Source organism: Mycobacterium sp. RTGN6, from assembly GCF_033804605.1.
Classification (GTDB): Bacteria; Actinomycetota; Actinomycetes; order Mycobacteriales; family Mycobacteriaceae; genus Mycobacterium.
On sequence record NZ_JAPZKZ010000009.1, the window covers coordinates 301,809 to 314,594 of the forward strand.

Sequence of the window (12,786 nt, forward strand, 5' to 3'; positions counted from 1 at the left end):
CCCCAGGACGGTGAACCTCAGAACGTCGAGTTGACCATCGAGTGCGCGGCCATCTCGAGATAGTCGAGCAACGCCTTGCGGTGCGCGTCGTCGAGTGTCTGCGCGTCGATCTCCGCTACGGCGGTGTGCATGCACCGCAGCCAGGCGTCGCGTTCGAGGAAACCGATCCGGAAGGGCGCGTGACGCATCCGCAGTCGGGGGTGGCCACGCTGATCGGAGTAGGTGCGAGGGCCGCCCCAGTACTGCTCGAGGAACATCCGCAACCGCTCCTCGGCGGCGTCCAGATCGTCTTCCGGATACAGCGGGCGAAGGATCTCGTCCTCGCGGACCAGTTGGTAGAACGTCGACACGATCCTCCGAAAGGTCTCGTCACCACCGACTTCGTCGTAGAACGATCGCGCAGGCTCCGTCACCGCTCCATTGTCTCCCGCCGCGCCTGGCCGCCGTCGGGCGGCGGCGATCCGGGCTGCAGTCATCGGATGTTCACCGGACTGACCTGCGGACACGCCAAAAATTGTCGTGCGGACGGCGGAAATCCATGGTGGACTGTCTGGCGGAGGACGTATGTCGCAGCGAAGAAAGAGTCGCAGCCACCGGAGTCTCGGGACCGCGACCGCCCTAAGCAGTGCCTCGAGCGGTGCTGCGCACACAATCCCGCTTCACAGCGTCGACGGCCGCGTCCACACCCATGACAGCACCGTCTGGACGCGTCGCCGCGTGCTGCTGCTCAACTCCACCTTTGAGCCGTTGACCGCGCTTTCGGTGCGGCGTGCCGTCGTGATGGTGCTGTGCGGCAAGGCTGACGTCGTGCACGAGGACCCCTCCGGTCCCGAGCTCTGCTCGGCGACGCGCGTGCTCGTCGTGCCCACGGTAATCCGGCTGCGGTCCTACGTACGGGTGCCCTACCGGGCCCGCATCCCCATGACGCGGGCTGCCCTGATGCACCGCGACCGGTTCCGCTGCGCCTACTGCGGCGCCAAGGCCGACACCGTCGACCACGTGGTGCCTCGCAGCCGCGGCGGCGACCACTCATGGGAGAACTGCGTGGCGGCGTGCGCCAACTGCAATCACCGCAAGGCCGACAAGATGCTCGCCGAACTCGGCTGGACGCTGCGCGCCGCGCCGCTGCCGCCCAAGGGTCAGCATTGGCGGCTGTTGTCGTCGGTCAAGGAACTCGACCCGGCGTGGGCGCGATATCTGGGTGAAGGCGCGGCCTGAGTGGCCATTGAGATACGGTTTGCGTCGTGAGCGAGATCGCCGTTGCCCACTCCCTGTTGGGTGGGGTTCCGTTGCTGGTGCTGCTGGTACTTGCCGTGATGATCTTCATCCGCAAGGGCCCGCACCCGGCGACTTACAAGATGTCCGACGAGTGGACGCATGACCCGATCCTGTGGGCGGCCGATGAGCCGGCCGATCACGGTCACGGCGGGCATGGTTCGCACCTGACTGTGGGAGGTGGCGCAAGTGGCAAGTGGTGAGCTCGTCAAGACCACCGACTCGGAGGTGCTGCCCTACGGGTATGCCGTCACGTCGAGCGGCCGCATATCCGGCGTCACCGAGCCCGGTGAGTTGTCGGTGCACTACCCGTTCCCGGTCAAGGATCTCGTCGTTCTCGACGACGCCCTGAAGTACGGGTCGCGTGCCGCCAAGGCCCGCTTCGCCGTCTACCTGGGTGACCTCGGCGACGACACCGCCGCCAGTGCGCGCGAGATTCTCGCGAAGGTGCCGACCCCCGACAACGCGGTGCTACTCGCCGTCTCGCCGAACCAGAAGGCCATCGAGGTGGTCTACGGCAACGAGGTCAACGGCCGCGGCATCGAAGAGGCTGCGCCGCTCGGCGTGTCTGCGGCTGCGGCATCCTTCAAGGAGGGCAACCTCATTGACGGGCTCATCAGCGCCGTGCGCGTGCTGAGCGCTGGCGTGTCACCTGTCTGATCGCTGACCGATAAACGAAAGAGCCGGTGACCCCCGTGGGATCACCGGCTCTTCGAAACTCGCCGCGTCACTCGGCTGCGTCGTGGCGCTGAGCGATCGCCAGCAGCTCTTCGCGAACCGTTGAGTCCGGAAGGGCGTTGATCTTCGCATAGAGGCGACGCCGGTTCATGGCGCGCGTCATGTCTGCGCGAAACTGCGTGAAACGCATTGTTCTCACTCCTACGTTGTGCTCCGGATCACAGAGCGTTGGTTGCTGTGAGCCCGCCAACAGAGGATCACTTAATCAGCAGACTATTTAATAGTCCATGTTAACGTCGTGTAAATCAAGCTCTGACGTGGTGATTGTGCTCACCCCGAACCTGTTGATCCAGCTGGTTGAGGTCGCGCACCACTTTGATGGCGCGCCACATCCACGCCACACATGTTTGCTAGGGATCGCTCAGGCTTCCAGGGCCTGCGCCAACAGTTCCGCGCGGATACGCACGTAGCGCTCGAGGAACGCGCGCTCGTCGAGGCGTTTCCTGCGCAGCCATCCGGTGACCTCGTCGTTGCACTTGCTTGCGTTGCACGCCGCGCAGGCCGGGACCACGTTGTCGATGGTGTACCGGCCGCCGCGCGAGATGGCCATGACGCAGTCCCGCTGCAGTGGACCGTCATCCGCTCCGCAGTAGGCGCAGCCGTTCCACGCGGCCTTGATGGTGGCCCACTCCGCGGGTGTCAGGTCGTTGACGACGCCCGCGAGGCGGCGCTTGCGCCTTCGAGCGGCCCGCGCCCTGCGACTGTTCGTGGCAGCCATGGCGCGAGCCTAAGTGACGAAGCCCGCAAAACCGGTTAGCCGACGTCGAATGCGCGCGCCCTAAGTGCGCGCTCGACGCCTGCGCGTCCTTCGAGCACCAGCCGGTGCAGCGCAGGCGGCAGCTCCGGGTCGGCCAGGAACGCGTCTGCCGCGTCGAGCCCGGCCTGGCTGACGTCCCACGACGGGTACAGCCCGATGACGACGGTCTGCGCGACCTCGCTGGAGCGGCGCTCCCACACCCCGGCGATGGCCCCGAAGTACTTCTCGCGGAATGGTGCCAGCAGCGCCGCCTGTCCCGGCTGCACGAAGCCGGTCACGATGGCGCGGGTGGTGATGTTGGCGATGGTGTCGTCCTCGATCACCTGCGCCCACGCGGCGTCCTTTACGGCAGCCTGCGGCCTGGCCGCAGATGCTGCGGCGGCGTTGCGCTTGCCCGCCGCCGTCGGATCGCGCTGCGCCTCGGCGTCGATGAACGGCGTAGCGGCATCCTTCTCGTCGACGTCGCCGCCCGCGGCCAACGCGGTCACGATGCGCCACCGAAGATCGGTGTCGACGGTCAGTCCGGACAGGCCGAGCTCCGACGGGTCGGTATCCAGCAGAGCCGCCAACACCGCGGTGTGCCGCAACGACAGCGCCGACGTGCACAACGCGTTCACGAATGCCAGCTGATGATCGGAGCCGGGCTCGGCGCCGCGGGCCAGTTCCAGCAGCCGGTCGGCGAACTCGGGCCAGCCCTGCGCGCACGCCCAGTCCTGATCGGCGTAGGAGTTCAGCGCCGTCTGCGCCTGCAGCAGAAGACGTTGGGCCACACCCACTTCGGACTCGGCATGGATGCCGCCCTTGACGAGCTCGACGAAGTCGCGAGCCTTCAGTTCCGCGTCGCGGGTCATCTCCCACGCGGCGGACCAGGCCAGCGTGCGGGGGAGCGAATCGGCGATGTCGGCGACGCGGGTCAGCACTGTCTGCAGCGAGTCGGGATCTAGTCGCAACGAGCAGTACGTCAGGTCGTCGTCGTTGACCAGGATCAGCTTGCCGCGGGTAACGCCCTGCAGCGCAGGGACATCGGTGTGCTCGCCTTCGACGTCGAGCTCCTCGCGATGCGTGCGCACCAGTTTGCCCGAGCCGTCGTCGTCGTAGACGCCCACCGCCAACCGGTGCACCCGGGTCTCACCTGCGCCGGGGGCGGCCCCGCCCTGGGCGATCGCGAAGCGCGTGAACGTGCCGCTGCTGTCGACGTCGAAGTCGGCGCGCAGTGTGTTCAGCCCCGTGGTCTTCAGCCATTGCCTGCCCCACTGCGACAAGTCGCGGCCCGACGACTTCTCCAGCGCGCCAAGCAGATCGCCGAACGTGGCGTTGGCGAACGCGTGGTCACGGAAGTAGTCCCGCAGCCCGGCCAGGAACGCCTCCAACCCGACGTAGGCGACCAACTGCTTGAGCACGCTGGCGCCCTTGGCGTAGGTGATGCCGTCGAAGTTCACTTCCACGGCGTGCAGGTCGGGAATGTCGGCCGCGATGGGGTGCGTCGACGGGAGCTGGTCCTGCCGGTACGCCCACGACTTCTCGACGTTGGCGAACGTCGTCCACGCCTGCTTGTACTCCGTGGCGTCGGCCTGGCACAGCACGGAGGCGAACGTCGCGAACGACTCGTTGAGCCACAGGTCGTCCCACCAGGTCATGGTGACGAGGTCACCGAACCACATGTGCGCCATCTCGTGCAGCACCGTCTCGGCGCGGCGCTCGTAGCTGTATCGAGTGACCTTAGACCGGAAGACGTAGTCCTCCAGGAACGTGACCGCGCCAGCGTTCTCCATGGCGCCCGCGTTGAACTCGGGCACGAAGAGCTGGTCGTACTTGCCGAAAGCGTATGGCACGCCGAAGTTCTCGTGATAGAACCCAAAACCCTGCTTGGTCTCGGTGAAAAGCCGCTCGGCGTCCATGAACTCGCGCAGCGACGCCCGGCAGAAGAGGCCGAGCGGTATCTCGCCGTGCCCGTCCGTGTACACGTCGTCCCAGCGCGCGTACGGACCAGCGATGAGCGCCACCAGGTAGGTGCTCATCCGCGGCGTCGTCGCGAAGGTGCGCACGGACTCGTTGCCCGACGGCTCGTCCAACACCGCGGTGCCGTTGGAGACCACCTGCCAGTGTGCGGGCGCGGTGACGCTGACGTCGAAGGTCGCCTTCAGGTCGGGCTGGTCGAAGCACGCGAACATCCGCTTGGCGTCGGCAGTTTCGAACTGCGAGTACAGGTACACCTCCTCGTCCACCGGGTCGACGAAGCGGTGCAGGCCCTCGCCGGTGTTGGAGTAGGCGCAGTCGGCGTCGACCACCAGCACGTTGTGCTCGGCGAGCCCGGTCAGTGCGATGCCGGTGGATTCGTCGTAGCCGCTGACGTCGATAGCGACGCCGTTGAGTGTCGCGCCGTGAATTGCGCGGGCGGCGATGTCGATTGCGGTGTCGGCGCCGGCGAGTGCGTTGAACGTCACCGTCGTCGTCGACCGGAAGGTGCCCTCGCTGGGTGCGCCGTCGCCATCGGTCAGGTCGAGCACGATGCGGTAGTTGTCAACGGTGACGAGCGCGGCGCGTTCGGCGGCCTCGTCGCGAGTCAGATTGGGAAGTGCCACGTCGACCAACACTAGACGGCAAACGGGAACACAGCGCGGGCGTGCATAGTTGTGCTGAACGGACTTCTAACCCTGAATCGCCCGAGAGGAACGTTGATCAATGGCCAACAAGGATGTCGCCGGTTTCTGGTTCGATCCACTGTGCCCCTGGTGCTGGATCACGTCGCGCTGGATCCTCGAGGTTGAGAAGGTGCGTGACATCGACGTGGAGTTCCACGTGATGAGCCTCGCGGTGCTCAACGAAGGGCGTGACCTGCCCGAGGAGTACCGGGAAGGTATGAAGAAGGCGTGGGGCCCGGTGCGGGTGGCCATCGCCGCAGAGCAGGCCAAGGGCTCGGAGATCCTGCGCCCGCTGTACACCGCCATGGGTACCAAGATCCACAACGAAGGCAACAAGGACTTCGACGACGTCATCGCGAAGTCGCTCGAGGACGTCGGGCTGCCTGCCGAGCTCGCAGAGGCGGCCACCAGCGACAAGTTCGACGAGGCGCTGCGCAAGAGCCATCACGCGGGCATGGACGCGGTCGGCGACGACGTCGGCACGCCGACCATCCACGTCAACGGCGTCGCGTTCTTCGGCCCCGTGCTGTCCAAGATCCCGCGCGGCGAGGAGGCGGGCAAGCTGTGGGACGCGTCGGTGATCTTCGCGTCGTATCCACACTTCTTCGAGCTCAAGCGCACCCGCACCGAGGCGCCCGAGTTCGACTGACGTCGGGTACCACGCACCACGCGTTCGGATTGCTCTGCCACAATGGCCGCCATGCGCGTCTACCTCGGCTCCGATCACGCGGGTTTCGAACTCAAGCAGGCGGTCATCGAACACCTCATCGCCGGCGGCCACGAGCCGATCGACTGCGGCGCGTACACCTACGACGCCGAGGACGACTATCCGGCGTTCTGCATCGCCGCCGCCGAGCGGACGGTCGCCGACCCCGACAGCCTCGGCATCGTCATCGGCGGTTCGGGCAACGGTGAACAGATCGCCGCCAACAAGGTCCCCGGCGCCCGCTGCGCGCTGGCGTGGAGCGTCGAGACGGCGTCGCTGGCCCGCCAGCACAACAACGCCCAGCTCATCGGCATCGGCGGCCGGATGCACACGCTGGCCGATGCGTTGACGTTCGTCGACGCGTTCCTCACGACGCCGTGGTCGGAAGCCGAACGCCACCAGCGTCGCATCGACATCCTCGCCGAGTACGAGCAGACGCACGTCGCGCCGCCCGTGCCCGGCGCACCCGAATAAGCCGTGCCGGAAGGACATACGCTGCACCGGCTGGCCCGGTTGCACCAGCAGCGGTTCGGTCGCGCACCGGTGCTCGTCACCAGCCCACAGGGCCGCTTCACCGAGGCCGCGGCGGCGGTCAATGGCAAGGTGTTGCGCAAGTCCGAAGCCTGGGGCAAGCACCTGTTTCACCACTACGAGGGCGGCGGAGTCGTCCACGTCCACCTCGGCCTCTATGGGACGTTCACCGAGCACGCGGTGCCCATGTCCGGGCCGGTCGGCCAGGTGCGGATGCGGATGATCGGGGCCGAGTACGGAACCGATCTGCGTGGACCAACCGCATGTGAACTGATCACGCGGTCGGACGTCGACGAGATCCTGGCCCGGCTGGGGCCGGATCCGTTGCGGAGGAACCCAGACCCCGCGCCAGCTTGGACGCGAATCACTAAGTCGCGCAGACCAATCGGAGCACTGCTGATGGATCAGGCCGTCATCGCCGGGGTCGGCAACGTCTACCGATCCGAACTGCTGTACCGCCACCTCATCGACCCGCATCGGCCAGGAACCCACGTCGCCGAAGCCGAATTCGCCGACACCTGGACCGATCTCGTCGCGCTGATGAAGGTGGGCGTGCGCACCGGCAAGATCGTGACCGTCCGACGGCCCGACGACAAGGGCGCGCCCTCGTACCGCGAGGGCAGACCGCGCACGTACGTCTACCGCCGCGCCGGGGACCCGTGCCGGGTGTGCGGCACGACGATCCGCACCGAGGTCATGGAGGGTCGCAACCTGTTCTGGTGTCCGTCCTGCCAGACCTAGGCCGTTCACGCCGGCGCGCCAACGTCGAAACTGCGGGGAGATCGCGATTTCGGCCCAGACGGTGATCTCACAGCAGTCGCGAAGCGTGGTGGGCACCGAGCGGAGTTTGACGGGATGATTGGCGAGTGGAACTGATCCTCGTCGTCGTGGGCGCCATCGTCGTCACCGCCATCGCGCACCGACGCGGGCTCGAACCCGCGCTGATCATCGTCGTCATCGGCAGCGCAGTGTCGTTCCTTCCGGGTTTCGAGGCGCCCGAACTCGACTCGCACATCCTGCTGACCGTCGTGTTGCCCCCGCTGCTCTACTCGGCGGCACTGGACTTCTCGTTCCCGACGTTCCTTCGCAACATCCGGCCGATCCTGGGCCTCGGCGTCGGGCTCGTGGTGGTGACCGCGTTCACCGTCGCGGCCGTGTCGTCGTGGTTGGTGGTGGTGCCATTGACATTTGCGACGGCGTTGGTGCTCGGCGCGATCGTGGCGCCGCCGGACGCCGTCACGGCCGTCGCGGTGGGGCGCAAGCTGGGCCTGCCGAAGCGCGTCATGGCGATCCTGACCGGCGAGAGCCTCATCAACGATGCCGCGGCCCTGACGCTGTTCTCCATCGCCGTGGTCCAGGTGGCGGGTGGCCACACGTTCATCGAGAACCCGTTCCTGCTGTTCGGCTACAGCGCGATCATCGGGCCGATCGTCGGCGGCGTGCTCGGATACGTGACGTTGTGGATTCGCAAGCGGCTGGCCAATCCCGGGCTGGAGACGGTCCAGGGCCTTTTGGTGCCGTTCGCGGCGTTCATCGCCGCCGAGGAACTGCACGCGTCCGGCGTGCTGGCAGTCGTCGTCGCCGGGTTCGTCGTCGGCAACGGGACGCTCGGCGCGGGCTATCAGACCCGGCTGCAGGAGCGGTACGTCTGGAACTCTGTCGACGTGCTGCTCGAGGCGTTCGTGTTCGCCTACATCGGCTTACACCTTCGCTTCGTGCTGGAGGATCTGCGCGAGGCCCACGACTCGATCGCGGAGGTCGCCGTGGCCTCGGCCATCGTGCTGCTGATCGTGTTGGTGATCCGGCCACTGTCGGTGTTCGCGATGTTCGGTCGCAGCAAGCTGTCCAGTCACGTCGAGAGCAGGCTCAGCGTGCCCGTTCCGCTAGGCGGCGGTCGCGGTGCATTGGGCACGCGAGTCCGCAAGAAGCCCAAGTCCCGGTGGCGCGCGATGATCGACCGCCGGTCGCTGAGTTGGCAGGAGAACATCGTCGTGTCCTGGACGGGCATGCGCGGGGTGGTGACGTTGGCCGCCGCCGCCGCGATCCCGGCCACCACCGTCACCGGCGAGCCGTTCCCCGAACGCGCGACGATTCAGGCGATCGCCTTCGTGGTGGCCATCGGCACCCTGCTGATCCAGGGCTGGACGTTGCCGATACTCATCGGGCGGCTTCATCTATCACGGTTCTCGGACGACCACGCCGCCGACCGTGAGGAGGAACTCAAGGCCGAGCGCGTCGTGCACGATGCCGCCGACGAGGTGCTCACCGAGTTCCGGGCCAACCCTCCGGAGAACATGGACCCGCGCGCGCTCGCCGAGATCCGCACCACCATCGCCCGGCACTCGCAGGACGCCGACGAGATGCCCGACCCCGAAGCGCACACGAAGCGCTCCGAGGTGTTCTCGGCGCTCTACCGCCAAGTGTTGTCCGCTCAGCGCGCGGCGTTGATCATCGAGCGCGACGAAGGTCGGATCGAGGACGAGGCGGTGCGGGCCATGCTCGAGCGGCTCGACCTCCAGGAGGCCGGTGTGTCCGCGAGGTTGGAGAGCCGCCTCTAACCGCGGCCGCCCGTGCCCGTCGGGGTGCACGCGGGGCCGCAGGGCTTGGGTGCGGGCGGGACGGGCTCGCACGGCGCGAAGTCACCGCACGCCGGTGGGCCGTTGGGGGTAGCTGGCGGGATGGGGTCGCACGCGACGAGATCGCCGCAGGTCGGGATCTCTCCTGGCGCTGGCGCCGGCGGCGGGGTCTCCGGCTTCGGTGCGACGACGGGTCCGTCCGCGGGCGCCGTCGGGTGGCCCGGCGCGGCGGGACTGCCCGCTTGGCCCGGGACCACGCTGGGCACGCTGATGACGACGGGACTGCGCTGGGAGCCGACGGCGGTCGGCCCGGTTGGCCCGGTCGATTCGGGCGCCGACGGCGATGCCGGTGCCGGTGCCACGACCGCAGTGTCCGGCTGACCCGGGGCCGACGCCGGCACGGGTACGGGCGTCGGCGACGACTGGAAGAAGGCGTCGAACGCATAAACGCTGACCACGCTCAACGCGGCGACCGCGAGGGCGGCCGCGACACCGCTGACGACCCAGCCCGACTTCGACGTCGACGTGCTGGCGACGACGGGCAAGGCGACGTCGGCCGGGGGTGCGAATACGAGTTGCGGGCGGCATACCGTCGTGGCGTTGGTCTGCGGGGTGGGGTCGCTGTTCGGGGACGCATAGCGCGTGGTCATCGAATCTCCGTGTGGTTCGTCGCAGCCCCTCATGGGCCGCCGTCACCAACTAGGAGCAATCACCGCGGCAAAAGGCGACAACTTTTCGGCCGCGACTTTTCGCGCGACAGCGCTAGCCGATCGACAAGCCCTCGGCCACGATCAGCCTCCGGGTCAACGCGCGATCCCGGAACACCAGCGCCTTCGCGTAGGACGGCGACGAATACCACCGCTGCACCGTGTCGGCGTCGGGGAATTCGACGATCACCAAACGCCTGCCGGACGGCCACTCACCCTCGAGGGCGTCCGGCGTGGCGCCGCGGACCAGATACCGACCACCGTGTTCGGCAATGGATGCCGCGGCCAGGTTCCGGTACTCCTCGGCCACTGACTCGTCGCGGATCTCGACTTCGGAGATGACGTACGCGGTCATTCGCGCCTAGAAGCCGCCGAAGTCGCCGCCGCCGAAGTCTCCGCCGCCACCCCAGTCGCCGCCCCCGCTGTCGCCGCCACCCCAGCTATCGCCGCCCCAGCCGCCGCCGTCGTCGCCACCACCGCCGCCGTCGCCTTGGCCCGAGTCGGCACCGTCGAGCTGGCCTTGGTCGACGCCTTGTTCAAAGCCGTCGCCCTGGCCGTTCTCGAAGCCCTGGGCGTCGTAGTTGACGCCGTGCATGCCGGAGAACATTGCGTCGAACAGCAGCACCGACCCGATACCCCAGGCGCCCGCGACCAACGCCGGCTTCCACCAAGGCTCGGAGTACCAGCCGGCGGGCACGGGGCGGCCAGCCACGCGGCCGCCGGGGTAGTAGTTGGGCGTGCGCTGCGACGGCGAGGGGGAGGCCTCGATGTTCTTGCCCTCGAACTCGATTCGACGATCCTCGGTGACAGTGCCCGCTGAGCGCTGCCCCGTCAACGATTCGAGTTCGGGACCCGGATCCATGCCCATCGCCACCCGTGCGGCGCGCGAGTAGTAGAGCCCCTCGATGGCGCTCTCCTTGGCGAGTTGGGCCTGACGCACGGTGGTGGCCTGCTCGATCTGTGAGCCCGCGGCGGTGTAGCGCTCGGAGGCGTCGACGAGCGCCTGTCTGGACGCGTCGTCGGTGCCGGTGAGGTTGAACACCTGCCCGCCGAGTCGTTCGATGGCGCGGCGCGCGTCGGCCTTGGCGTCGGCGAGGGACGCCGCGGTACGCCGGCCGGACGCCTTCTGCGTGCTGTAGACGAGAAACGCGATGGCGGCGACGACCACGAGGATGAGGACGACCAGAGTGCCTGACATGGCGTCCAGCGTACCGACGGGAAACGTCCAAGATCGCAAGCGACCGTTTCCGCACTAACTTCGTTGCCAAGACCGATGCACCTGACGCGACACGGTGTCGGGATCGGGGTGCGGTGCGTCGAGCAGACGGTCCAGGGCGGCGTCGGGCTGCAGCGCCAGTGTCTTGCGAAGGTGCCACGCCACGTCGCCTTCGTCACCCTTGTCGGGATGCGTGAAGTATTCGGTTTGCGCCGCGCCACGCTTGAACCGTTCGGGTTCGTTGCCCCGTACCGCGATGTCGCGGACGCCCGGGCCGAACAACGGTGCCAGCGCACCGCCGAACCAGTCGCCGCGCAGGCCGCCGCGAGTCACCGGAAACCACAGATTCGTCCAGCGCGTGACGGCGAACGGCGACTGTGATCCGAGCACCTCGCGCATGCCGTCCTGGTTCCAGCCGTAGGCCACGTGACCGTGATCCGCGCCGTCGACGGGCAGCGTTTCCGACCTTGGCGGGCACCGGACGGCACCCCCGCGACGTACCAACGTGTCGAACAGTTCACGTCGACGCATGTCGTCGGACTTCGCCAGCCCGCTGGCGATTGGCGGGCGGGCGACCAACACGTCGGCCAAGCTCATCGGTGTGCCGACGGTGATGAAATCAGTTATCCGCCACGGGTTTCCCTGCCATCGGAGGTCCTGCCAGAGCGCAAACTGGGCGGCCTGGAATTCGTCGAGTGCCCCGTCGCCATCCGCGTCGGCGAGCAGCCGATCGGCGCAGGATTCGAGGCCGCTGCGGGACTTCAGCTCGATGGGAACGGGCGTCGCCGCATCGGTAGGCAATCCGGCATGCAGTTCGTGTGTCTCTGCCCACAACGACGTCAGCGCGTCGTAGGCGATGTAGGCGCCGACGCCGTGCGCCACCACCACGATGCGGGAGTACCAGCCCTGTTGCAGCGTGTGCAACAGATCGACCAGGCCGTCGCGAATCGCCCTGCGGGCGGCGTACGAGTCCGGCAACGGGTCCAGGTAGCGGGCGACGTCGACGAAGCCCGTCGTGATGAAGCTTCGCCTCAACGCCGTTGCCACGAAACGGAACACGCCTAGCCCGATCGCCAGCACGATCACGCTGCTGACCAAGCCGACCAGCCACGCCGGAACGCCGGTGCTTAGGAAGTACCAGCCGATCGCTAGGACGCAGGTCGCCAGCAGGATCGGGGCCAGGATCACGGTCCACACCACGCGCCAGATTCCGAACAGGGGATCGGGGACGTTGCCGGGCCGCCGGAGGAACAGTCGCAGCGCCATCGGCATCAGCCCGGCGTAGCGGTTTCCGGTCGCGTGGAATGACCAGTGATACTCGAACACCTCGGCTTCGACATGGTCGTCCGACCCCGGGGAGACGTAGCGGCGGGCTTCGTAGGAGTCGGTGATCTCCGCGGGTCGGGCGTAGTACGGGCGGCGCGGATCGAGCGCCGTCTTCGCGAATGCGTCGAGGTTCTCGAGCGGGCGTCGCTCGAACAGGCCGTGCACGAACACCACGGCCGTGCGCACCGTCCCCGCAGGCCGGTCGTCGGCCAACGCGCCGCCCGCGGTGTCGGCCGTGTCTTCGTCTGCCGCCATGTCGCTCCCCAAAGCGTTCGTCGCGTGTCGCGTCTGAGTTTGAGGGCCCGACGTGGC

General features: G+C 67.6%; 15 protein-coding genes. 7 read left to right on the forward strand and 8 right to left on the reverse strand.

Annotated features, from left to right (window positions below; genetic code table 11):
* Window positions 1-17 precede the first annotated feature (17 nt).
* Window positions 18-413: a globin gene (locus SLQ33_RS23015; RefSeq protein WP_319456257.1), complete on the reverse strand. Its 396-nt coding sequence runs from the start codon at window positions 411-413 to the stop codon at window positions 18-20.
* 151 nt (window positions 414-564) lie between these two features.
* Between SLQ33_RS23015 and SLQ33_RS23020 the strand changes: the two genes are divergently transcribed.
* The 3 genes from SLQ33_RS23020 (at window position 565) to SLQ33_RS23030 (ending at window position 1,935) form a co-directional block, all read left to right on the forward strand.
* The gene (locus tag SLQ33_RS23020; protein WP_319456184.1) at window positions 565-1,218 is read left to right on the forward strand and encodes an HNH endonuclease; all 654 of its coding nucleotides are present in this window, start codon (window positions 565-567) and stop codon (window positions 1,216-1,218) included.
* Window positions 1,219-1,316: 98 nt separating this feature from the next.
* A complete protein-coding gene (locus tag SLQ33_RS23025) occupies window positions 1,317-1,478 on the forward strand; it encodes a hypothetical protein (protein ID WP_413467708.1) in 162 nt (53 codons plus the stop codon).
* Window positions 1,465-1,935, forward strand: a complete 471-nt coding sequence (locus tag SLQ33_RS23030; RefSeq protein WP_319456185.1) for a DUF5130 domain-containing protein — start codon at window positions 1,465-1,467, stop codon at window positions 1,933-1,935. Before SLQ33_RS23025 ends, SLQ33_RS23030 begins: the two co-directional genes overlap by 14 nt.
* A gap of 67 nt (window positions 1,936-2,002) precedes the next feature.
* Here SLQ33_RS23030 and SLQ33_RS23035 read toward each other — a convergent pair whose 3' ends face one another.
* From SLQ33_RS23035 to pepN, 3 genes are all read right to left on the reverse strand, one after another.
* Window positions 2,003-2,143 (reverse strand): hypothetical protein, encoded by a 141-nt coding sequence (locus SLQ33_RS23035; protein ID WP_319456186.1) that lies wholly within the window; start codon window positions 2,141-2,143, stop codon window positions 2,003-2,005.
* Between the two features lie 231 nt (window positions 2,144-2,374).
* A complete protein-coding gene (locus SLQ33_RS23040) occupies window positions 2,375-2,731 on the reverse strand; it encodes an HNH endonuclease signature motif containing protein (protein ID WP_319456187.1) in 357 nt (118 codons plus the stop codon).
* A 35-nt stretch (window positions 2,732-2,766) separates the two neighbouring features.
* Window positions 2,767-5,352, reverse strand: a complete 2,586-nt coding sequence (gene pepN / locus SLQ33_RS23045) for an aminopeptidase N (RefSeq protein ID WP_319456188.1) — start codon at window positions 5,350-5,352, stop codon at window positions 2,767-2,769.
* Between the two features lie 100 nt (window positions 5,353-5,452).
* Here pepN and SLQ33_RS23050 point away from each other — a divergent pair, with 100 nt between their 5' ends.
* The 4 genes from SLQ33_RS23050 (at window position 5,453) to SLQ33_RS23065 (ending at window position 9,207) form a co-directional block, all read left to right on the forward strand.
* Window positions 5,453-6,061 (forward strand): DsbA family protein, encoded by a 609-nt coding sequence (locus SLQ33_RS23050; protein WP_319456189.1) that lies wholly within the window; start codon window positions 5,453-5,455, stop codon window positions 6,059-6,061.
* A gap of 51 nt (window positions 6,062-6,112) precedes the next feature.
* Complete coding sequence (locus SLQ33_RS23055; protein ID WP_319456190.1) at window positions 6,113-6,592, forward strand: ribose-5-phosphate isomerase; 480 nt, start codon at window positions 6,113-6,115, stop codon at window positions 6,590-6,592.
* A 3-nt stretch (window positions 6,593-6,595) separates the two neighbouring features.
* Window positions 6,596-7,390 (forward strand): Fpg/Nei family DNA glycosylase, encoded by a 795-nt coding sequence (locus tag SLQ33_RS23060; RefSeq protein WP_319456191.1) that lies wholly within the window; start codon window positions 6,596-6,598, stop codon window positions 7,388-7,390.
* A gap of 125 nt (window positions 7,391-7,515) precedes the next feature.
* Window positions 7,516-9,207 carry a sodium:proton antiporter gene (locus SLQ33_RS23065; RefSeq protein WP_319456192.1) on the forward strand — a complete coding sequence of 564 codons (1,692 nt, stop codon included), beginning with the start codon at window positions 7,516-7,518 and terminating at the stop codon, window positions 9,205-9,207.
* On the opposite strand, the gene SLQ33_RS23070 is transcribed toward SLQ33_RS23065, so the two are convergent.
* The 4 genes from SLQ33_RS23070 to SLQ33_RS23085 form a co-directional block, all read right to left on the reverse strand.
* Entirely contained in the window at window positions 9,204-9,875 is a 672-nt protein-coding gene (locus SLQ33_RS23070) for a hypothetical protein (protein WP_319456193.1), read from the reverse strand. The two genes, SLQ33_RS23065 and SLQ33_RS23070, sit on opposite strands and share 4 nt — an antisense overlap.
* Before the next feature lie 112 nt (window positions 9,876-9,987).
* Window positions 9,988-10,287, reverse strand: coding sequence for a DUF1330 domain-containing protein (locus SLQ33_RS23075; protein ID WP_319456194.1), 300 nt, complete (start codon window positions 10,285-10,287; stop codon window positions 9,988-9,990).
* Between the two features lie 6 nt (window positions 10,288-10,293).
* Window positions 10,294-11,130: a DUF1542 domain-containing protein gene (locus SLQ33_RS23080; RefSeq protein WP_319456195.1), complete on the reverse strand. Its 837-nt coding sequence runs from the start codon at window positions 11,128-11,130 to the stop codon at window positions 10,294-10,296.
* A 54-nt stretch (window positions 11,131-11,184) separates the two neighbouring features.
* Window positions 11,185-12,729, reverse strand: a complete 1,545-nt coding sequence (locus SLQ33_RS23085; RefSeq protein ID WP_319456196.1) for a hypothetical protein — start codon at window positions 12,727-12,729, stop codon at window positions 11,185-11,187.
* Window positions 12,730-12,786 lie beyond the last annotated feature (57 nt).